General features: G+C 45.0%; 21 protein-coding genes and 1 tRNA gene. 11 read left to right on the top strand and 11 right to left on the bottom strand.

The window, feature by feature from the left end; genetic code table 11:
* Nucleotides 1–80: 80 nt before the first annotated feature.
* Nucleotides 81–1,112: an HlyD family secretion protein gene (locus tag ACJB0T_RS06445; RefSeq protein ID WP_479294117.1), complete on the bottom strand. Its 1,032-nt coding sequence runs from the start codon at nucleotides 1,110–1,112 to the stop codon at nucleotides 81–83.
* Entirely contained in the window at nucleotides 1,112–1,570 is a 459-nt protein-coding gene (locus tag ACJB0T_RS06440) for a magnesium transporter (protein WP_479294115.1), read from the bottom strand. Before ACJB0T_RS06440 ends, ACJB0T_RS06445 begins: the two co-directional genes overlap by 1 nt.
* Before the next feature lie 405 nt (nucleotides 1,571–1,975).
* Between ACJB0T_RS06440 and ACJB0T_RS06435 the strand changes: the two genes are divergently transcribed.
* Both ACJB0T_RS06435 and ACJB0T_RS06430 read left to right on the top strand, forming a co-directional pair.
* Nucleotides 1,976–2,059 (top strand) — tRNA-Leu (locus ACJB0T_RS06435).
* Between the two features lie 63 nt (nucleotides 2,060–2,122).
* Nucleotides 2,123–2,722 carry a DUF2913 family protein gene (locus ACJB0T_RS06430; RefSeq protein ID WP_479294113.1) on the top strand — a complete coding sequence of 200 codons (600 nt, stop codon included), beginning with the start codon at nucleotides 2,123–2,125 and terminating at the stop codon, nucleotides 2,720–2,722.
* A 55-nt stretch (nucleotides 2,723–2,777) separates the two neighbouring features.
* On the opposite strand, the gene ACJB0T_RS06425 is transcribed toward ACJB0T_RS06430, so the two are convergent.
* Nucleotides 2,778–3,203 (bottom strand): universal stress protein, encoded by a 426-nt coding sequence (locus ACJB0T_RS06425; protein ID WP_479294112.1) that lies wholly within the window; start codon nucleotides 3,201–3,203, stop codon nucleotides 2,778–2,780.
* Between the two features lie 311 nt (nucleotides 3,204–3,514).
* Between ACJB0T_RS06425 and ACJB0T_RS06420 the strand changes: the two genes are divergently transcribed.
* Nucleotides 3,515–4,174: a nitroreductase family protein gene (locus ACJB0T_RS06420; RefSeq protein WP_479294110.1), complete on the top strand. Its 660-nt coding sequence runs from the start codon at nucleotides 3,515–3,517 to the stop codon at nucleotides 4,172–4,174.
* 45 nt (nucleotides 4,175–4,219) lie between these two features.
* Here ACJB0T_RS06420 and ACJB0T_RS06415 read toward each other — a convergent pair whose 3' ends face one another.
* On the bottom strand, nucleotides 4,220–4,810 hold the full coding sequence (locus tag ACJB0T_RS06415) for a LysE family translocator (protein ID WP_479294108.1): 591 nt from the start codon (nucleotides 4,808–4,810) through the stop codon (nucleotides 4,220–4,222).
* A 137-nt stretch (nucleotides 4,811–4,947) separates the two neighbouring features.
* Nucleotides 4,948–5,808 carry a glutathione-dependent disulfide-bond oxidoreductase gene (gene yghU, locus ACJB0T_RS06410; protein ID WP_479294105.1) on the bottom strand — a complete coding sequence of 287 codons (861 nt, stop codon included), beginning with the start codon at nucleotides 5,806–5,808 and terminating at the stop codon, nucleotides 4,948–4,950.
* Nucleotides 5,809–6,322: 514 nt separating this feature from the next.
* Between yghU and ACJB0T_RS06405 the strand changes: the two genes are divergently transcribed.
* The gene (locus tag ACJB0T_RS06405; RefSeq protein WP_479294103.1) at nucleotides 6,323–6,790 is read left to right on the top strand and encodes a winged helix DNA-binding protein; all 468 of its coding nucleotides are present in this window, start codon (nucleotides 6,323–6,325) and stop codon (nucleotides 6,788–6,790) included.
* A gap of 111 nt (nucleotides 6,791–6,901) precedes the next feature.
* Here ACJB0T_RS06405 and glgC read toward each other — a convergent pair whose 3' ends face one another.
* Entirely contained in the window at nucleotides 6,902–8,209 is a 1,308-nt protein-coding gene (glgC, locus tag ACJB0T_RS06400) for a glucose-1-phosphate adenylyltransferase (protein WP_479294101.1), read from the bottom strand.
* Nucleotides 8,210–8,796: 587 nt separating this feature from the next.
* Between glgC and ACJB0T_RS06395 the strand changes: the two genes are divergently transcribed.
* The gene (locus tag ACJB0T_RS06395) at nucleotides 8,797–9,717 is read left to right on the top strand and encodes a DnaJ C-terminal domain-containing protein (protein WP_479294099.1); all 921 of its coding nucleotides are present in this window, start codon (nucleotides 8,797–8,799) and stop codon (nucleotides 9,715–9,717) included.
* A 406-nt stretch (nucleotides 9,718–10,123) separates the two neighbouring features.
* Here the strand turns inward: ACJB0T_RS06395 and ACJB0T_RS06390 are convergent, their stop codons facing one another.
* On the bottom strand, nucleotides 10,124–11,254 hold the full coding sequence (locus ACJB0T_RS06390) for an HlyD family secretion protein (protein ID WP_479294096.1): 1,131 nt from the start codon (nucleotides 11,252–11,254) through the stop codon (nucleotides 10,124–10,126).
* Between the two features lie 3 nt (nucleotides 11,255–11,257).
* Entirely contained in the window at nucleotides 11,258–11,641 is a 384-nt protein-coding gene (locus ACJB0T_RS06385; RefSeq protein WP_479294094.1) for a DUF3302 domain-containing protein, read from the bottom strand.
* A gap of 110 nt (nucleotides 11,642–11,751) precedes the next feature.
* Here ACJB0T_RS06385 and ACJB0T_RS06380 point away from each other — a divergent pair, with 110 nt between their 5' ends.
* Nucleotides 11,752–12,642 carry a DMT family transporter gene (locus tag ACJB0T_RS06380; RefSeq protein WP_479294091.1) on the top strand — a complete coding sequence of 297 codons (891 nt, stop codon included), beginning with the start codon at nucleotides 11,752–11,754 and terminating at the stop codon, nucleotides 12,640–12,642.
* A gap of 21 nt (nucleotides 12,643–12,663) precedes the next feature.
* Here ACJB0T_RS06380 and ACJB0T_RS06375 read toward each other — a convergent pair whose 3' ends face one another.
* Nucleotides 12,664–14,151 (bottom strand): transposase, encoded by a 1,488-nt coding sequence (locus ACJB0T_RS06375; protein WP_479294088.1) that lies wholly within the window; start codon nucleotides 14,149–14,151, stop codon nucleotides 12,664–12,666.
* 150 nt (nucleotides 14,152–14,301) lie between these two features.
* Nucleotides 14,302–15,012 carry a purine-nucleoside phosphorylase gene (deoD, locus tag ACJB0T_RS06370; protein WP_042495091.1) on the bottom strand — a complete coding sequence of 237 codons (711 nt, stop codon included), beginning with the start codon at nucleotides 15,010–15,012 and terminating at the stop codon, nucleotides 14,302–14,304.
* A 348-nt stretch (nucleotides 15,013–15,360) separates the two neighbouring features.
* Here deoD and ACJB0T_RS06365 point away from each other — a divergent pair, with 348 nt between their 5' ends.
* From ACJB0T_RS06365 to ACJB0T_RS06350, 4 genes are read left to right on the top strand one after another with little or no spacing between them, the layout of a single operon-like run.
* The gene (locus ACJB0T_RS06365) at nucleotides 15,361–16,311 is read left to right on the top strand and encodes a YbgA family protein (protein WP_479294084.1); all 951 of its coding nucleotides are present in this window, start codon (nucleotides 15,361–15,363) and stop codon (nucleotides 16,309–16,311) included.
* Nucleotides 16,301–17,107: a MerR family transcriptional regulator gene (locus ACJB0T_RS06360; protein ID WP_479294081.1), complete on the top strand. Its 807-nt coding sequence runs from the start codon at nucleotides 16,301–16,303 to the stop codon at nucleotides 17,105–17,107. The genes ACJB0T_RS06365 and ACJB0T_RS06360 overlap by 11 nt, the downstream gene beginning before the upstream one ends.
* Entirely contained in the window at nucleotides 17,104–18,510 is a 1,407-nt protein-coding gene (gene phrB, locus ACJB0T_RS06355; protein WP_479294079.1) for a deoxyribodipyrimidine photo-lyase, read from the top strand. Before ACJB0T_RS06360 ends, phrB begins: the two co-directional genes overlap by 4 nt.
* Nucleotides 18,510–19,421, top strand: a complete 912-nt coding sequence (locus ACJB0T_RS06350) for a L,D-transpeptidase family protein (protein WP_479294077.1) — start codon at nucleotides 18,510–18,512, stop codon at nucleotides 19,419–19,421. Before phrB ends, ACJB0T_RS06350 begins: the two co-directional genes overlap by 1 nt.
* A 98-nt stretch (nucleotides 19,422–19,519) precedes the next feature.
* Here the strand turns inward: ACJB0T_RS06350 and ACJB0T_RS06345 are convergent, their stop codons facing one another.
* On the bottom strand, nucleotides 19,520–19,768 hold the full coding sequence (locus ACJB0T_RS06345; RefSeq protein ID WP_042495096.1) for an Lpp/OprI family alanine-zipper lipoprotein: 249 nt from the start codon (nucleotides 19,766–19,768) through the stop codon (nucleotides 19,520–19,522).
* A 411-nt stretch (nucleotides 19,769–20,179) separates the two neighbouring features.
* Between ACJB0T_RS06345 and ACJB0T_RS06340 the strand changes: the two genes are divergently transcribed.
* Nucleotides 20,180–21,508 carry a DEAD/DEAH box helicase gene (locus ACJB0T_RS06340; protein ID WP_479294075.1) on the top strand — a complete coding sequence of 443 codons (1,329 nt, stop codon included), beginning with the start codon at nucleotides 20,180–20,182 and terminating at the stop codon, nucleotides 21,506–21,508.
* Nucleotides 21,509–21,573: the final 65 nt, after the last annotated feature.

The raw sequence follows: 21,573 nt of genomic DNA, 5'->3' as shown, positions 1-21,573 counted from the left end.
GATAGACCCAATTTTCCATTCCAAGTTCCAATCAGAGTTCCAATAACGTTCGGGTCTTAAAGGGTTAATACCAAACTCTGTTATAGCGCGTTCAAGTAGGCCTTTAGTGCCTTTAATCGAACAGTAGCACCACCGATGATGTCCATAAAACCGAGCTTAGGTGACGGCTTATTGGCAGATATCCAACCAGAGCCAGTCGCACCAAGTGGTACGTTGTAGCCTTCAGGTTCGTTAAACTCGATGATGACTGTACGGCCATGGCTGCTCGTGTTATTGCCAACGTGCTGTCTTACATGCTGTGTGGAACCTTGTGCGGAGACGGTGGCTTCACCAGTATTGCTTGTGATGCTATGTACTCGGCCTCGGAACACTTCACCAGGGTGAGAGTTAACAAAGAACTCTGCAAATTGCCCTTGCTCAATATAACGATAGGTTTGATCGCTAACGCGCATTTCAACAAACTTTCGGTTGGTATCGAACAGATGCAAGTTGCCCGTTCTTGAGCCTTCTGCAATGTTTATTACGCCTACAATTCCGTCGAAGGGTGCTCGAACTTGATTTCGATCGTTCAGCCACTGCTTTTGATTGATTTGTGCGTTGATGCCATCGACATCCGATTTGGCGGCCATGAGATCCGCCTGACCTTGCTGAATACGGGTATACAGTTCATCGCGCTCTTGCTCAGAGCTAAACTCATCCAGATTGATCAAGCGGCGATGGTTTTTTTCATCGATAGCAATCTGCTCTTCAATGCTAGTAATACGATGCTCTGCTGCTACCAAGCTTGATTGCAAACTTTTTAGTTCATGATCGGTATCTTCCGATTCCAAGGTGTATAGCAAATCGCCTTTTTTCACTTCTTGGTTGTGGGTGACGTAGATCTTTTTCACCTGTTGGCCAAATAGTGGGCTCAACACCGCATGAGGTGCTTTAACTGTGGTGCTGTCGGTCAAATCTGCCGGGGACCAAAAGCGGTGTGCAGTAAACAGCATGAATGCGAGGAATGCACCAAACCCGACGCTGATAACTGCATTGCGTAGTGTCCATTTAATAACGCCAAGTTTGACTAACAGCCAAATAATCAGCACATAAGGAAGCATGATTTCTTTCATTACGCGTCCTCCGACTTTTTATTGCCATGGATGCCACTGTGAATCACTTTACTCACAGCGCTTGCGACTGCATCCCAGTTGGTAAAGGCAATAATAATGGCCAGTACCCACCAAAGTTTGTCGATGAACAGGCCACATAAAGACAGAGCAAACACTAGATTCGCTTGTGCGCTTTGCATGTATTGACTGCGGTGTACGGCAACTTCGTGCAACTGCCACAGTAGGTAGAGCACATAGGTAATGATGGACAGGGTGATAACAAAAATCACGCCCATAAAAAATTCAGAATTCAACAATCCAAGAATGCTAGGCAAGTCTTGTGAGAAATAGTCGGCAGGCAGTGCTTTACCATGAACCTTAGAAAGCTGAGCAAACATATAACTCAGAGAGAGAAAACCGCCGATTATGACAGCGGACTTGGTACTAAAATGTAACGCTCTTTTTATTAGTCTGCACATGTTTGTTCCCTGATTCAGGCTATCCGTAGCGATTTGTGTGATTGTGATTTGGATAAGGAGAGTGTAACCAAGGGTTACCTTTGGATACATAACGCAAAATTGGGTTTAAATATAAATATTAGTTATGTGTTAGCCTGTAGCAACGTCATTGATTGGCTTTGGGCGAAACTGCACTATGTTTATAGAAAAATGTGTTTATAGAAAAATGTGCTTATAGGAAAAAATGTTGAAGGGAATAGACCAGTGGATGTCAAATATTCAAACTGATGAATTATTCACCGAACAAACTGATTTTGCTGCATTTATCCAAGCAAATGCTATACAAGCCGAAAATCGTCAGTTAGTATTTCAATATCCACTAATTAAGTGGACGTCAATGGATACGGTAAGCAACGTATCATCGATGCCGAGATGGTGAAATTGGTAGACACGCTAGCATGAGGTGCTAGTGCCTTTGGTGTGAGGGTTCGAGTCCCTCTCTCGGCACCATTACTCCTTTCCTTATATTACCTACAGACTACGATGCAGAACAAAGGATCCAGTTCAAAGCAAATGAGTACGTCTAACTCGGAATCAATCCAGCTTTTGACCGAGGTGTCTCTGCACGCCCTGTTATATCTTGAGTTTCACAAGCTTGAACGCAAATCTCAGGTCTTTGATCGTGAGAAAAAGAATGAACTCTTGGTTCGCTGGTTAAAACCTAAACTTAAAAGCAATAAGTACAAATCGATACGTAAGCAACTGAAAACAATGAGCTTACAAGCAAAGAAATCTCAAGTCGATTTAGAAGACGTACTGCTAACCGGTATAGAAGCCAAACCAGAAGCTTTGCAACCTCACCTTGATAGCTACTTGCTACTCATTCGGGAAATTGAGAAGAAGCTAGGCACCACTGCACTTCTTTCTACGCCTGAGAGTGTGGATCTCAGTCACGATGAGAATGGTTGCTTGCTTTGTGTATTGTCTAATGATCTCAATGCTCACTTTGGCACAAAGAATCAGCTTGTGGCGAATATCTCCATTTTGTTCCGAGGCACTGTACGTGAAAAGCACGTATTCTTAGGGACGATCTATGCCAATGAAGTCTTTGGCTATCAGATCCAATACGAAGACGAGAACTTTGTCCGCATCTCATTGACGCTCAATAAGTAGTGTCACAAAAAAGCCCAGCGTGATGCTGAGCTTTTATCTGGCTTTAATCGCGCCATTAATCCTCAATGGGAACCACAAGAACGTCCACCGGTGAGCTATTGATAACTTGTCTGGAAGCGGACACAATTTTGCTCCAGAAATCATGATGGTGGCCACAAATTAGTAAGTCAAAGTTATTCTGTGCAATCGCAACTTTCAATTTGTCACCAAGGTCGCCTGTGCCAATAATAAAGTGATTTAGCTCGCAGTCGATATACTCCGCAAAGCCATGTAAGCGCTCCATCGCTTCGATGTTTAGCGGCCGCTGCTCTGGATCGTCTTTCAAGTCAACTAGGTCTGGATATATTTCACCGTGTGAGCCATCAATATGGATAAATGAAACATCGGCATTCAATAGTTTTGCTAGAAAAATAGCCCTATCAATCAATATGTTACTTTCAGGAGAAAGCTCCAGTGCCACTAGGATATGTTTGTATTTCATAACCATGTCCTCTTGCCGTTTAGCCTATTTAAATCATAGCCTGTTATTAAGAAGATTTGTGTCTAACAGATCGCGTATCGGTGATTAAGTAGACTAAAATTGCTCTGAAGATGCACGGTGCGTGTATTGTGGAAGTTTTTACCCATAATGTCTGGAGATTTTTGCTCTTTTTCTTCTAGGTTTTAAGCTCTAATCTACGCCTCGCTGACACGAGTTGGCCAAGGGTTAAAAAGCGGTTTGCGACGCTGTAAATCACCGAAACATTCGCTGAAGCCCCAATTTTGTAGTGAATATATAGTGGAGAGAGCACAGTGACTCATCAAATCATCAAAGATCTAAACAACCGTTACACAGCTAAAAAATACGATGCGACTAAGCGTATTTCTGCTGAAGACATGGACGTGATTAAAGAGGCTATTCGTCTATCTGCGTCTTCAATTAACTCGCAGCCGTGGAAGTTTATTGTGATAGAAAGCGATGAAGCGAAGCAGCGCTTTCACGACACTTTTGCAAATATGCACCAGTTCAACCAACCACATGCGAAAGAAGCGTCTCACACGATTCTGTTTGCACATAACCCGCATTTTACTAAAGACGACTACAAAAAAGTGGTTGATGTTGAGGTGACATCAGGTCACTTGCCAGCGGATATGTACGATCAAATGTTAAATGGTGCTTTTGGCTTTGCAGAGTTGAATACAGATGAAACTGGCTTCAACGGTCAGTGGACAAAAGCACAAACTTACATTGCGCTTGGCAACGTACTTCACACACTTGCTCGTTTGGGGATCGCATCGACTCCAATGGAAGGTGTGGATCCAGAGATGATTGGTGAGATCTTTAAAGGTGAACTAGGTGGCTATGTGTGCGATTTTGCGCTTGCACTGGGTTACCACAAAGACGGTGAAGATTATAACTATGGCCTACCTAAGTCTCGTCTAGCTCAAGAAGACATCATTACGGTCCTATAATCGACAGCAATGTAATTGAAAACGGCCACAAAGTTGGCCGTTTTTTTATGTTTGTATCAGCAGCCCGCTTAACCCAAGAGCAATAAATAATAGTCCGGTTAGTCGATTTATTGTCACAACATATTGCTTAAGAAACCGAGCTACCTTCTCCGTTGCGAGCGACAGCAACAGGTGTATTGAAAGTGTAATCACCACGAGTTCTAGAGTTAACAGTGCGGCTTGCAGCGCAAAGTACTGCTCACTGTTCACGAATAGTGGAAACAGCGCACCAAAGAAAACAATGGTTTTTGGATTTAGCAACGAGATCAACACGCCACTCTTATACCCGTAAGACCTTGACTCAATCAGCGCTTGGCTTGTTGAATAGTAAATCGCACGGCAGCCTAGGTAGATAATGTAGCTGCTACACAATCCGGTCATGATTTGGTAGGCGAGGGCGTTCGTATGAACTAAGGTTAACAGCCAAGAGTTCGAGAGTATCGATGCAAGCAATAGCCCGGTAGAAATACCGAGTATGACCGGAATTGTCCGTTGCATATTCTGATTTAAACTGTTGCTCAATACCGCCAGCATCCCCGGCCCAGGAGAAGCGGCTGAAGCTATGCAAATAGTGATAAATGCTAGCTGACTTTCCATTATTTAAGTAACTGTCCTTTGAAGCAAAATAGCGGTGTCCCTTTATTCAACACCGCTATTTCTGTCTAGCCTATTACACAAAATGGCACCTTTTTTTGGTTGGCTTTTGTGCACCTTGTTGCAATGTCAGTATTACTTTATTTAGGCTGTTTGGCGAGGACTTCGTCAATATCGGATGCACTGTGGCGCTCAGCCAAGGTTTCCCACTCCTCTCCCCATACACGGTTTACGATACGGCCGCGTTTCACGGCTGGACGCTCGGCTATGTCTTTTGCCCAGCGAATTAGATTAGGGTAGCTTTCGACATCTAAGAATTCAGCAGCGTCATACTGATTATTGATAACTAGGTTGCCATACCATGGCCAGGTCGCTATATCTGCAATTGTGTACTCGTCGCCAGCAAGGAACTGATTTTCAGCGAGGCGCGCATCAAGAAGGTGAAGTTGGCGCTTCGTTTCCATTGTGAAACGATTAATTGGGTACTCGAATTTTTCTGGAGCATAAGCGTAGAAATGACCAAAACCACCTCCCAAATAAGGCGCTGAACCTTGCAGCCAGAATAACCAGTTCATTGCTTCAACACGCTTGTCCGCCTTTTTAGGCAATAGCGCATCAAACTTTTCTGCGAGATAAAGCAGAATATTACCCGACTCAAAGACGCGAACTGGCTCGTCGCCGGAGCGATCAAGCAAAGCAGGAATTTTTGAGTTTGGATTCACCGCGACAAAGCCAGAGCCAAATTGGTCGCCATCACCGATTTTAATGGTGTAGGCGTCGTATTCTGCCTCAGTCTTACCAAGCGCAAGTAGCTCTTCGAGCATGATAGTGACTTTTTGGCCGTTAGGTGTTGCTAACGAATAGAGCTGTAGCGCATGTTTGCCAGAAGGAAGCGGCTGCTCGTGTCTTGCTCCTGAATCAGGTCGGTTGATACTGGCCCACTGACCGCCACTTTCGCTATCGTGCGTCCAAACTTTAGGTGGAACATATTGATTCGTCATGCCTTTGCTCTCCATCATATTATTGCAAAACACGCCTTCGTGCTGATTCAAAATCGTAGCTGGATTAGTGCAAGTCTTCAATATTATTGAGTAAAACTTAAATTATATCTTATGACTATGTGACATTTGAGGGTGCTGAAAGGCGGTGTGAGAAAGCGCAAAAAAAGCGGGCATTGTTGCCCGCCAAAAACGTTATTCAATAAATCAAATTCCGTAATACAATCCGAAGAGGCACATCCTCTTCAAAGGGTTAATCGCATCAAGAGAGAGAACACCTGGCTCGACTGTGACGGCCATCGCCAAGCTATACTATCGACGCGGTAAGTCTATTATGACGATGTGAGCGTAATTTTCTATAACTGAAAAAATCAGTCATTTGTAGTACGTAAATGGCAAATAGTGTCAAAAAGATGGCAAAATCACACTATTGGTGTAACAAAATATTATTGCTTATCTAAACACTTACCGGCTGCTATATTGGGCGCACTATTTACTTCTCTGGAGCTGACACATTATGAGCCCGCTACCCAGTGATGGATATATTTGCTATTTGGTGACGGAACACCTCAAGAAGATCCTCTCGGAATCGACCAACATTAAGCTTTCTCTGTTCAATTTTTTCGTTCTTCAGTATGTAGACAAATGCGCGCAGCAAGATGTGTCAGAGTGTACTCAGTACATGATTAGCCAGGCCTTCCTCGCTGACACCTCAAAAGTCAATAAAGCAGTGCGCGAACTCGAGTCTGCAGACTTACTATCAGCGACTAAGATCAAGCAGAGTGGTCGTGTTAAGAAGATATTGGCTGTTACTGAACCGGGTAAGAAGCTGATTGAGATACATAGAACGAAAACCGATGCGATTGCTGAGCAATACCTGACTGCAGTTCGTGGACGTGTCAGTGCGGATGAGCTGTTTGACGCTCATAACACCACTATGGCAGCGTTTTATGATGCGCTAAAACTCTATAAGAGCGCCAGTTGATAAAAAAGAGGCAAGTACCATTCATTGTACTTGCCTCTGTCTAGATGACTCTTGTATTTGAGTTAGCCCCGCTCACTTATTGAATGTACGAGTGATGGTTGCCCACTGTTATTAAGTAGCGACCGATTCAGCGGTCTTTTCCGAATAAGTGGTATCCTTAGTTTCAAACATCTCAGAGCAAACCAATACTACGCCACTCTTGGTTACAGTGTAACGATTTTTGTCTTCTTCAGCATCAAAGCCAATGATAGTGCCATCCGGGACGACGCAGCCTTCAGCAACAATGACCTTCTTTAATTTACAACTTGCACCAACCACTGCGCGTGGTAACAAAATGCTGTCTTTTACCTCAGCGAAATCTTCAACACGAACGTCTGAAGAAACTAAGCTATGTTCAACTTGACCACCAGAGATGATAGCGCCTGCGCAAAGTACGGAGTCAACTGCGTAACCACGACGCTGTGGGTCATTGAATAGAAATTTCACCCCTGGTCGCTGAACTTGGTTGGTCATGATAGGCCAGCTTGTATCGTAGAGGTCGAGCTCTGGCGTTGGTGCAAGCAAATCCATCGTAGCATCGTAGTATTCGTCTACATGACCTACGTCGCGCCAGTAGCCATTCGCTCCCGGATGGCCGCGTTCTGTAAATACGTAGCCTTTAATCTTCTTGCGGCCAATTAGGCTTGGGATGATGTTGTGTCCAAAATCATGTTTGTAGTTTGGATCATTGAGCGCTTGTCTTAGCTCCGCATCTAGCACATCGACGTTGAAGATGTAGATACCCATTGAGATGAGGGCTTTATCTTCATTGTTTGGCATTGGAGTAGGGTTGCTTGGTTTTTCCACGAAATTGATAATGTCGCCGTCTTCGTTGAGTCCCATAACTCCGAACTCAGAAGCTTGCTCGATCGGTTTCTGGATACATGCAACGGTAACGTCTGCACCGCTCTCAACGTGGAAGTTGATCATTCGCGAGTAGTCCATTTTGTATATGTGGTCACCGCCCAATATCAACACTCGTTCTGTGTGGTCTTCACGTTTGATGAGGTCAAGGTTTTGATACAGAGCATCCGCGGTACCACGATACCAGTTTTCACCGACACGCTGCTGAGCAGGGATGATATAGACTCCTTCTCCAAGCGCTGAGTATGACGATTGCCAACCCGATTGGATATGGCTGATAAGATCGTGCGCCATGTACTGGGTAAGAACACCAACTCGACGAATGCCAGAATTGATACAGTTGGAGAGTGTAAAGTCGATGATTTTGAACTTACCACCAAAGGATACCGCAGGTTTTGCGATATTTGAGGTGAGTTCTTTTAGTCTAGTGCCTTTCCCACCCGCTAGAATCATTGCGGTGGTATTACGCAAACGCGCATTACTAGAAATGTGGGAATATTGGTTTTCCTTCGGCATTGTATAACTCCTTATATAACAAGCACAAAAGACGTTTTGGGGGAGTGTGATGTGTGGCTAACCTTCTATGGATAAGCTCTCTATGACCAATACACTCAAAGACGTCGTTAAATCATTTTCTATCAGAACAGAACTTGGCTATGCAATCTAGTCCATAAAACCTAAAGTTTTATCAAAAGAGATAATCTTGATGCTCAATCAGACTCCACTGGGGATGAGATGTAATTGAGTACTAAGTTATCTAGATGATGGAGCAAGATTCAAACGGCAGTTCCGCGCCACATTGAACAAGCTAACTAGTAAAACTAAACACATTGTGTGACACCACAGTGACAGACACAGTCATGATATGGTGCTGTTTGAAACAGTGCTGCGCATCATAGTGGCTTATGCATGATCATGCATCTCGATTTATTGCTGGCTGAGAATCTTGGCAGTTTGTAGGGGAGTTGGCTTTACAGTGGGTGCGAGATTTAAGAAAAAGTTGAGTTATGGGTATAAATACATAAACTTATCGGAATTCAGGGCGTCGCGGAAACTCGAACGCCCTTTCTATGTTTGAGTAAGAGAGTGAGTGAGGTTTTAGCATGTCGAAAAGAGATTATTACAGCGTGCTAGGTGTCTCGAAAGGAGCCTCAGAAAAGGACATCAAAAAGGCCTATAAGCGCCTAGCGATGAAATACCATCCTGATAAAAATCCCGGAGATACCGCAGCAGAAGCAAGCTTTAAAGAAGTAAAAGAAGCTTACGAGGTGCTAACGGACACTAACAAACGTCGTCAGTATGACCAGTTTGGCCATGCAGCGTTTGAAGGTGGCGGTTTTGGTGGTCACGGCGGTCATGGCGGTGGCGGCTTTGATGATATTTTCGGCGACGCATTTAGACAGCGCGGCGGTGGTTTCGGCGGTGGCGGTTTTGGCGGCGGTGGCTTTGGTGGTTTTGAGGACATTTTCTCTCAAGCTCGCGGCGGACGTGGACGCCCGAGAGCGGAAAAGGGTCAAGATCAGGAATACACATTAACCGTAGATTTCGTTGATGCGATTCAAGGTGCCGAGAAGGTAGTTGAACTGCCTATCAATGGTGAGAGCAAAAAGATCAATGTAAAAGTTCCTGCTGGCATTAAAGATGGTGAGAAAATTCGCTTTTCTGGTAAAGGCCGCCCGGGTGTCAATGGTGGCCCAGCTGGTGACTTGCTATTGACCATCGCGACTCGTTCTCATGCTTTTCTTGAGCGTGATGGCAATGATCTTATCTGTCTGACCAAAGTTTCGATGGTCACGGCTGCCCTGGGTGGTGAAGCGGAAGTCAACGTGTTGGACAGTCGCTTTAAACTCAAAATTCCTGCGGGAACGCAATCGGGCCGCAAATTCAAAATGACTGGCCGTGGCGTGACGAGCCGTAAAGGTGAAACGGGTGATTTATTGGTAAAAATTCAGGTGGAAACGCCGATGAATCTTACTGATAAACAGCGCGAGCTTCTTGAGCAATTTAAAGCAACGCTTGCATAACGAACTAGTTTTACAGAATCCAAAACAGCCACATTACTGTGGCTGTTTTGCTATCCATGTGACAATACCTAGTCTACGACCAGGTACCAAATAAGCTTCCAAATAGCGCCCTTTTGGAGTTTGAACTATTCTTAATTTTACCCGTAAGAAAATGTTCGCAATAAGGAGGTGGCAATGAGCATGGTTTTTAAAGCACTTATACTCGGACTGTTATTTGGCCTTTTCGCCAAGGAAACACTGGCGAGCAGTTGCCCAAGCCTCCTTGACTCTACACAGCGAAAACTTAATTCGGCCGATACGGTGAGCCTGTGCGACGAATATCAAGGCTTCAGTGTCGTATATCTATGATGACCAAGAAAATGCAAAAACGGCAACCGATGTGGTTGCCGTTTTTGATGGAGCTAATTTAGTGATCTAAGTAGAGGTAGTTTTGCCAACTCTTCATTCGGATCAGCACCTTACGCATGATTGAAACATGGGTGAATCTATCAGAATACACCGCAACTTCTACGTTAGAGCCTGTTGGTAGTACGTATTCACTCATATCATCGTCAATCACTAGCTTAACCATAGCTCGGCCAGAGGTATTGAATGTTTGAGTGGTTCTTAACGTACCACTTGCTTGGATTTGGCCTTCAGGGATGGTAGGCAGAACCTCGACAACTTTACCTTTGAAGACTTTTCCCGGCAGTGCTCTAAACAGAAACTCTGCTTCAAAACCTGATTTAAGACGTTGCAGTGAGTTTTGCCTGAAAGCACCCACATAAAAGTCTTGCTCGGTATGAACAAAGGTCATAAGTGGTGCCAGTGGCAGCGGTACCGCCATCATACCAGGTCTCAGTGCTAGTTGAGTTACGTAGCCATCGGTCGGAGCAACAACCGTGGTTTCTCGCAGATTAAACTCGGCTTGAATCAGTTGGGCTTTCAACTGAGCAACCATGGTGTTCTCACCGAAAATTTGCGATTCAAACGCAAGTCGAGCGCTTTCTTCTTGTGCTTGTGCTGCTTCAAGTGCAGCTTGGTTCGCTTTGAAGGTTTGCAGACGGGTATCGACTTGTTGCTCAGTGAATGCGCCTTTTTTAAAGCCTTGTTGGTATCGATTGTACTCTCTTTCGGCTTTATCACGTTCGGCGAGCGCTTTAATGGTGTCCGATTGAGAGGCTTTATAGTTACTTTCTAATTGCAGTACATCCTGCTCGGCATCGGCGAGGGCGGCCTTAGCTCGAATCACTTCTGCTTCAAAAGGAATAGGGTCGATACGAAACAGGACGTCGCCTTTATTAAGCTGCTGGTTAGCTTCGACGTCAACCGAGACGACTTTACCGCGAACGCTAGAAACAATCGGCGTAGTTGTGTAGAACTGGCCGCCAATTTGGCTGAACGGGTGGTTGTAGTTCATTAATAAAATCAATGTCCCAACCAGTACTACGCCTCCTAACACGGCAGTCGGTACCGTCCACTTATTGAGAGGGATCTTAAATATCTTAAAGATAGCAATACACAGTGCGGCATAGGTTAATATCAATAATAGATCCATAGGTTACTTCTCCTCTGCCTGCACTTGGGTAGTCGCCGCTTTCTCTTGAGCCTGCTTACCTTTGAGGTAGCTCACCTCATGCTTGAGTTCATCAACTTGGTCAATGAGCTTTTCGAGACGGTGATGCAAATCATGCTGCTCTTCCTCAAGTTTATGGAAGCCCCAGCCACGCTCATTGCGCCATAGTGTTGCCCAGATCCATAAAAATGGCCAAATGGCGTGTAGCGTAAATAAGCTTACCCATCCTGCAACATGTATGGCATCCTGATGAGGATGATCTCGCTCTTTAGCGATCTCATAGGGGATGTCGTGAATGACGATGATTCCGTAAAACAGAACCAGGGCAACGAATACCAGTAGTCCTAAAGCAAAATAATCCAAAAACATAATGCATCCTTGGTGAAGAGTATTGAATCGCGTAATCAATTTACGTTGGTTAAGTATTTGTTGTAATTATGTATTATGCAATAGCAAACTGATAAATATTAGAGGGTAGATTGCAATTTCTTGGTGAATTTGCAGCCATTGGTGCTGCGATTGTGTGGGCAGTTGCCACATGGATATACAGTCAGTTTAGTCATCATTTTTCTGCGATGCAGCTAAATATCATTAAAGGTATTTTGGCATCAGTAATGATGCTACTGGTGATGCCATTTGTTCCTATGCCGGATGTGCAATTAGAAGCACGCTTTGTTTGGATACTCGGCGTTTCTGGCATCATAGGCATCGCGATTGGTGACAGCGCCTACTTTGCCTCACTGAAACGTATTGGTGCCAGTAAAACACTATTGCTGGAATCATTAGCACCGCCGCTATCAGGTGTTCTCGCATTGGTGGCGCTTGGCACGGCGTTGGGGTTTCAGAGTTGGTTAGGAGTGATTATCACCACCATTGCGGTGACCGCGGTCGTGTTTCAACCTGCCGATGAGCATAATCAAAAAGCGAGTTTGTCAGGGATTGGATTTGGATTGCTGGCCAGTGTGTGCCAAGCAAGTGGTGTTGTCATTTCCCATTTTGCATTGGTGCAAGGAGACTTACCACCGTTACTGGGCGCATTGATTCGTCTCACTATTGGTGTTGCAGCAGTGGCACTATTGATTGGTTTTGTTGAGAAAAAACCGTACCAAAAGATGGTTGAGCAGAGCAAAGGCATGAGTCAGAAAAACTGGTGTTGGTTGCTGGCGGCGATTTTTGTAGGGACGTTTCTTGCTCTCTGGCTACAACAGGTTGCGCTTAAACATGCTAATCCTGCTATCGCGCAAACCTTGATTGCCACCAGTCCTTTGTTCATTCTGATTATCTATGCCATCCGCGGTGAGCCAATCTCACGTCGCAGTGTCGTCGGTACTCTATTTGCGCTTGCTGGAATTTCGCTGTTCTTTTTGTAGTGCTTGGTTGTAACAAATGAGCTACTCAAGTAGGCAGCGTAAGGTCATCGGTGCATCGGTGACCCCCAATCTCTGAGCGGCTGTCTGACCTTGCTTGTCTTGATAACATAGATTGTGCCAAGCACGGAAAATATCCAGCAGCGGGTGTATCCCCGCAGGTCTTAGTTTTCGTCTTGGTTCGTTCACGAAGCTTTCAAACAGCAAGTGGAAACGGTCTTGATAAAAGGTAACTTGCTTGGTTGAGGCGGTTTGCAGCCAATAAGAGACATTCGGGTTATTGCCCGCTAGGTAACAAACTCCTTTGCTTGCCCCTGAAGATTGATGAGTGACCGCCCAGCGATCGCGCCACCATCCCATCAGTACCACGTCAATAAGCTCGGATGACTGTGCATCTTGCCAATGTTCATCTTGTTCTACGTACATTAGCTCCACGTTACCGTGTTGGATTTCACCCAGAAAAACAGTAAGCGCAGCAGAGCGCAACACGGGATCTTGGGGCATGTATACCGTTACGCGCTTGTTGTTTTCTCCAGATTTGCTACTTAGCGACTCTAGAATCGATAAATAGTGAGCATAAGACGTGTAGGGTGCTCTAATTAACGAGCCTACAGCAGGATAATGAAACTTGGCAAAGTTACCCAGAGGATCTTCGACGTTACTGCGCGCAAGGATGTTTTGATAGGTAATATCAATTTTTCCTTTTAAATCGGTCGCGGTGGTGTTGATCTCATGATTGGTCTCCGCACTGTAGTTTTTCGGGAGTACTTGAGTACCCGATGCGTACGCATCGTGATCTTCTAACGTATTTTCTGTATCCGCTGAGCTGTAGTTGGTATGTTGGCACAACACATAACCGGAATCGGCATCGCAGGTTGCAAACCAAAATACGCCGTTGTGGCTTTGTGGCTGTAATGGTCGATAGTGTGAGGCTAAATGAAATGTATCAGTGTGCTTTATCCAACGGCCATCAATATCCGCTAACTTACGACGGCAGCGACTGGCAATCTGATCGATATGATCGTAGAAGGTTTTTGGATTGATTTTCAGCTTTCGACAGATCTCACGCACAGAGTATCCGGTAAACAAAAGTCCAAGTAACGACTCTTGGAAGCTCAGTTTCTTATTACTGCCCGACCATTTATCAACAAAGGTGCCTTGGCAAGATTTACAGCGATAACGTTGACGATCGCCACTAAACCCAAAAGAGTGATAACGCTCTTTGTGAGTATGAACCGACAGGCCAAAGTGTTCGCATTGAGGATCTTTACACGACGGGAGCCCTTCGTGATGATGCTGCTTCAATCGAGTCAGTTCATTGAGCACTTCTCGATTGTTAAGTAGGGGGGGAAACGCGCCACACTCGCGGCATACCATCGCTGGCCGTTTGGGGTTACGGTGCTGCAGGATATAGAGGTTTGCATCACTTTGTCCAAAATTGTCACACGCCAATGTTTTACAAAAATTGAGCTGTAACCCGTCCGCGGCCATCGGCAGTTTGCCTTCTGACACGTTCACCCCCTATGGTTTGGTGACATCAAGCCATGAATATTGTTATACATGAATATTGCTATACACCAATATTGTTATAGGGCTCGATGAAGTGTTTAAATCAGTTAGAAAAAAGCCAGCTCACTTCAGGCTTGAGCTGGCTTTCTTCTTTTATAGGTTGATTGCAGTTTCTAGTGCAACGACCATCATATCGTTGAACGATTTTTGGCGATCTTCTGAGCTTAGCTTCTCACCACGGATGATGTGGTCAGATACAGTCAGTACCGTTAGAGCTTTCGCGCCAAGGTCTGCAGCAACGCCGTAGATACCCGCCGCTTCCATATCGACACCTAGAATACCAAGGTGCTTCATTTTGTCGAAGATATCGGCTTCTGGAGTGTAGAACAGGTCTGCCGAGAAGATGTTACCTACTTTAACCGGTACTTCTTTAATGCGTGCTTGCTTCACGGCTTCTTCTAGAAGACCGAAATCAGCAATCGCAGCAAAATCGTGGTCATTGAATCGAATGCGGTTCACTTTAGAGTCTGTTGACGCACCCATACCGATCACAACATCCATTAGGTTTACGTCGTCGCGTACCGCACCACAGCTACCTACGCGAATCACGTTTTTTACGCCGTAATCTTTGATAAGTTCGTGAACGTAGATACAGCAAGAAGGGATACCCATACCGTGACCCATCACTGACACTCGCTTGCCTTTATAGGTACCTGTGTAGCCAAACATGTTGCGAACGTCACACACTTTCTCTACGTCTTCTAAGAAAGTTTCTGCGATGTATTGTGCGCGAAGTGGATCGCCTGGCATTAGTACTGTCTCTGCGAAATCACCTGGTTTTGCATTGATATGAGGGGTTGCCATGGGGGTCGCTCCTAAAGTTTTAACTAATTATGTTGAACGCTATGTTCGTTGTTGATGAGGATTTTAACGCGCCCAGCAAGGGCTCTATGAGAGTTTAGTCACAAATTTGTCGGTAACGAACAGAATCTCGCTTAATGATAACTAATTTTGTTGAAAGTGGCTGGGCAATCGATTTTATCGATGATTGAAAGGCGAGGGAAATATTTGTCTTGGGAGTGAACCATTTGTCTGTGCCAATCATATAATTGTACAAAAGAAAATTTTGTATCACTTCAGAAAGTGATCTAAAACTTATACATAACCGTATTTTGTACAATGTTAGTGACAGCAAGGTGTGAGGAAAGGACGATGAGCGAGAAAATTACCGTTGGGATCAGCTCCTGCCTATTAGGCGAAAAAGTGCGTTTCGACTCTGGTCATAAGCAAAGCACGTACGTCAATAAAGAACTAAGAGACTACTTTGACTTTGTTTCCGTTTGCCCAGAAGTAGGTATGGGCTTACCTGTGCCAAGACCAACGATTCGATTGATGAGCAACGAAGAACGCATCGCACTTGTGGATACCAAAGATGAATCAAATGACCACACAGATGGCATGATACGTTTTACTCGAGAAAAAGTCGCCGAGTTGAAAGACACAGAAATGTGTGGCTACATCGTTTGTGCCAAATCTCCAAGTTGCGGAATGGAGCGTGTGAAGGTTTACACTCGTGGCCACGCTCGGACTGATGGTGTTGGGCTATATACTGAGCACCTAATGAAAAAAATGCCTTGGTTGCCGGTTGAGGAAGATGGACGACTTAACGACCCTGTATTGAAAGAGAACTTCGTAGCGCGAGTCTACAGCTTAAAGGATTTCTATGCGTCAATGGGTGGAGAGCCAACGCCAGGCAAAATCGTCGCTTTCCATTCTCGCTACAAATTGACGCTAATGGCACACGATCCGCAATCTTATAAGAGCCTTGGACGTCTAGTCGCAAATCAAGCTGACTATCAGCCGGACGAGTTTTATCAAGCCTACCGCCTAGGGTTGATGGAAGGATTGAAAAATCGCGCAAGTCGAAAAAATGTGACCAACGTGCTCATGCACATTCAAGGTTATTTCAAGCGCTCGCTCAATAAAGACGAGAAAGCGGAATTAGCCCACGTTATCGATGACTACCGCACTGGACTGTTACCGATTTTGGCGCCTTTGACGCTGCTTAAACATTACCTCAATGCTCACCCAGATGACTACTTGGCACATCAGCAATTTTTACAGCCCCATCCAGAGGAGTTGCGTTTAAGATATGGCTTATAGTAATACCATGTACGCGATCCGTGAGGTGGCGGATATTACCGGCGTTAAGCCTGTTACGCTTCGGGCTTGGCAACGACGGTACAATTTGATTCAACCACAGCGAACTGACAAAGGGCATCGTCTCTACACCGAGAAAGATGTTGAGCGTATTAACACTATTCAGAGCTGGCTCAGTAAAGGGGTCTCCATAGGTAAGGTTAAGGCGCTCATTGATTCTGACACCCTGTCTCAAACTGACATCGAAACCGAGCAGTTGGAAGAAGTGACGACGTTACTGGATGCCCTTGGTGCTTTGAGCAGTAAAAAAGTCGACATCATTATTGATACGGTGTTGAAAGAGTATCCTTTAGATGTAGTGGAGATGAAGTTTGTTGTCCCAGTTCTAAACGCAACGGACTACTTGAAACTAAGCCCTAAAGCGATACAGCAATCTCTGTTTAAAACAGCGATGATTCAAAAGCTTGCCATCATGACTAATGTAGAGCGCAAACGAAAACGCTCAACATCCTCTTTGCTGGTGAGTATGGATGTGACCGGCAATCTATTTGCCTGGCTGAATTATGCAAGGTTGTCAGAACAGGGCGTCAGCGTCACCTTCATTGATGGGGTCGAAGATGTGTCGGCGCTTCAGATGGATTTAGTGAATTTCGACTCGGTACATCTTTTCGCGGAGAAATCCTTATCTGAAAAACAGCTTGATGCAATTCGAGTACGGCGCGAGCAGAATAAAAAGGCTTGGATACTGTCTCCTGTCATTGAGCACTTAATTAGTAATAATACGGGTAAGCTGCCATGAAACTAATGCTGTTTAATCGTGATCTTAGAACCATTGATAACACAGCGCTCATCGCTGCTATTGATGGTACCACACCTGTGGTTGCCTGTTTTATTGTTACGCCGCAGCAATGGGCTGAGCATGACCTTGCTCCTATCCAAGCTGATCTGATATTTAGACGTTTGAAGGAGCTCGAGAATGAGCTGAGTGCGCTCAACATACCTCTGTTAGTTATTTGCTCAGATAATTTTGATGGGGCCAATCAGTGGCTTGTAGATCTCTGCACCAAACATAATATCGTTGATATCTACTTAAACCGAGATTACGAGTTCAATGAACGTCAGCGAGTAGAGCAACTAGAGTTGCTGGCGGCTAGAAATGGCATAAATGTGAATGCCTTTGATGATAAATGCATGTTGTTGCCAGGTAGCGTTCTCAACAAACAAGGCGGTTACTTTAAAGTTTTCACGCCATTTCGAAAGGCATGGCAAAATCAGTTTTCAAAGGCTGAAGTTGTTAAGCCATCAGCATCTGCACCATGCATTTCCGACTTCCAAGGTTTACATTCTTTAGAGGAATGTTTTACTTATCCAAGGCAAGATAGCAGTCAATACCACGTATCGACAGATTCAATATTGACCCGTTTAAGGCAGTTTTCTGACGAATCAGTACGCAATTATCACAATGAACGTGATATACCGGCGATTGATGGTACGAGTCAATTAAGCCCCTATTTAGCGATTGGCGCCCTGTCCGTTCGTCAATGCATAGCTCGCCTTTACTATGATGCTGAAGGTGAGCCTTTGTCTGAAGGGGCGCAAGTATGGCTTAGTGAGCTTATTTGGCGAGAGTTCTACCAGCATCTCATCCACTTTGAACCGAAGCTCTCGAAGCACAAAGGCTATCTAGAGTGGGAGAAGGGGCTGCGCTGGCCTGGAGAGGATGTGTGGTTTGAGCGTTGGTGTGAAGGAAAAACAGGCTATCCGATTGTAGATGCGGCGATGCAGCAGCTTAACCAGACAGGTTGGATGCACAACAGACTGCGAATGATTGTTGCGAGCTTCTTGACCAAAGACCTTAACATCGATTGGCGTCGAGGTGAGCGTTACTTTATGAGCAAACTGGTGGATGGCGACTTCGCAGCGAATAACGGTGGATGGCAGTGGTGTGCGTCGACAGGGTGCGATGGACAGCCCTATTTTCGGATTTTTAATCCCATCACCCAAGGTGAGCGATTCGATGCCCAAGGGGAATTTATTCGCACTTGGCTGCCTGAGCTTCGCGATGTGCCTAACAAATTTATCCATAAGCCATGGACGTGGCCGTACTTCGATGGTGTGGCATATCCGGCACCAATAGTTGATCACAAGACGCAAAGAGAGATAACCTTAGCTCTATACAAAGAAGCTAAGGATCAATATTGATGTTACGTAAGACCTTACTGGCAGCTTGCTTAGGATTTTCTCAGTGGTTAAGCGCAGCGACTTTTGAGCTTCCAACCGATGGTAGTAATATGGTTGGCACGCTCCAGTACCACAGCGTTGAGGCGGGAGAGACCATGTCTGACATCGCTAAGCGTTACGATGTGGGCTTTTTGTCACTAATGGCCGCCAACAAAGGCGTCGACCCATTTTTGCCATCCGAAGGCTACGTATTGACGATACCATCTCAAGCTATTCTGCCTGAGGTTGATTACGAAGGTATCGTGATCAACTTGGCTGAATTACGTCTGTATTACTTTGAGCCGGACAAAAATTTGGTGCATATTTTCCCTGTGGGTATTGGACGTATTGGTCAAGACACCCCTGAAATGACCACGACGATCAGTCAATTACGTGAAAACCCAACCTGGACACCACCGAACTCTATCCGTAAAGACTACCTAGCAAAAGGGATTGAACTCCCGGATGTTGTACCAGCAGGTCCTGAGAATCCGCTCGGTGATTACGCGATGCGCCTTGCTTACGGTACAGGTAGTTATTTGATTCACGGTACCAACAAAGACTTCGGTATTGGGCTTCGCGTGAGTGCTGGTTGTATTCGAATGGATCCTAAAGATATCGATTGGTTGTTCTATCAAGTGAAGCTTGGCACTAAAGTTCGAGTGATTGATGAACCAATCAAAATAGCATTAGAGCCGGATAGAAGCGTGTTTATTGAGGCCCATGAGCCTCTTACCCGTAGCGACGGTACCAAAAAAGCGATGGAACTCCCTCAAGAGCTAACATGGTGGCTAGAAGAGTACGGGATCCGAGACCAAATTGCTCGTGCGGCGGTATTGGCTCAAAACGGTGTGCCTATTGAGGTGGTGCCAGCGATGGATGGCCTAGAGTAACTGCATATAGAGCGATATAACTCGGTTGCTCTCTGTAAAGCAGACATAAAAAAACGCCCACGATATCGTGGGCGTTTTTCATTGTCTTAACTAGAGTCTTACTTAGTGTAAGATTGAGCGATGTTGTCGATACGCTCGTTTGCACGTTCAGCTTCTTCTTGAGCTGCCATTGCATTCTTGTTGCCTGCTTGTACTTCGTTTTTAAGCGCTTGAACGTCTGCACTTAGCTGGCTAACTTGGTTGCTTAGGTCATCCATTTTTGCTGTTGTTGCTTCATCTGGACCAGACGCACAACCTGCAAGTAGTAAAACTGACGATGCTGCAGCTGCAATTAAAACTTTCTTCATTATAAGCTCCTTCAGGATTAGTATTTAGAACAGCCCTGCAACGTGAATGTTCGCATAAAGGCTATTTCTGAGTTTAGTGCCTAATTTTAAGAACGCAAATTATTTAAAAGTCAGAAAAACCAAAAAATTACGCCATTTTGGGGTTAATCTTCCTTTGTCTTAATTATGAGATTAACCTCAGTAGAATTAATGTGATCTGTGTCACGTGGTTGGAAGTGTCCCATGATAAGTCCCTGTAACAGCTGATTTTATTTATTTAAGGTCAAGAAATGAGCAAATTGGATTCAGACTTCTCCTACAATGTGTTTATAGCACCTGTTTTTCACCTCGATTGTTCGCTGGTGGCAAGGAGAATTATCGGGTATCATGCGCGCTCATTTTTAGCCTGCAACCGTCTGAGGAGAACTTGCATTGCAATTTAAAGAACTTGGCCTAGATAACCGACTATTGAAGAACTTAAGTCACTATGACTTTAAAAAAGCGACCGACATCCAGAAGCAAGCTATTCCGGTAGCGATTGCTGGTAAGGATTTGCTGGCGTCTTCAAAAACGGGTTCTGGCAAGACTTTGGCATTTGTATTGCCGATGCTGCATAAATCTCTTAAGAACAAAGCATTTTCTGCAAAAGACCCACGTGGTGTGATTCTGGCACCAACGCGTGAATTGGCGAAGCAGGTATATGGTGAGCTTAAATCTATGTTGGGTGGCCTGTCTTATGAGGCAGCGCTCATTCTAGGTGGTGAAAACTTTAACGACCAAGTGAAAGCGCTGCGCCGCTATCCGAAGTTTATTGTAGCGACTCCAGGACGCCTAGCAGATCACTTAGAGCATCGCTCAACATTTCTCGACGGTTTGGAAACTTTGGTTCTTGATGAAGCTGACCGTATGTTGGATCTCGGTTTTGCTCCAGAGCTTCGCCGTATCCACAATGCAGCGAAACACCGTCGCCGTCAAACGCTGATGTTTTCTGCGACGCTTGATCACGCTGAGGTTAATGATATCGCGGCTGAAATGTTAGACGCGCCGAAACGTATCTCTATTGGTGTCTCGAATGAAGAACATAAAGACATCACCCAGAAGTTCTATCTTTGTGATCACCTAGATCATAAAGAAGCTTTGCTTGAGCGTATTCTAGAAGAAGCCGAGTACAAACAGGTGATCATCTTTACTGCAACGCGTGTAGATACCGATCGTTTGACTAAATGGCTGAATGAGAAGCAGCTTAAGGCTATCGCGCTAAGCGGTAATCTAAACCAGACTCAGCGCAACACCATTATGAGTCAGTTTGAACGTCATGTATTTAAGATTCTAGTGACCACAGATGTGGCTTCACGAGGTCTAGACATTGCAACAGTGACTCACGTAATTAACTTCGATATGCCAAAACACACAGAAGAATACGTACACCGCGTAGGTCGTACTGGCCGTGCAGGTAACAAAGGTGATGCAATCTCTTTGGTTGGTCCAAAAGATTGGGATAGCTTTAAACGTGTTGAGGCTTTCCTTCAGCAAGATATTAGCTTCTCGGTATTAGAAGGTCTGAAAGGTAAGTTTAAAGGCTTCCGTCCTAAGAAACCGGCCTTTAAGAAGAAAGCACAAGCGGCCAAAGGCAAAGCAGAACAGAAGAAGGCAGCGCCTAAGAAGCCAGCGAATCGCGATAAAACCTTCTATAAAAATGTGGCTGTGGGTGACTCTGTGTTCATTCCGAAGAAAAAAACCAAGCAACAAGATAGCGAATAATCGCAAAAAGGCCTCATTGAGGCCTTTTTTGATCATCAATAGCGCTCGAAATTTCGCCAAACAAA

It is taken from the genome of Vibrio sp. CB1-5 (genome assembly GCF_059412285.1).
Note: the sequence above shows the minus strand (reverse complement) of the source record. Positions and strands in the feature narration are given on the sequence as shown.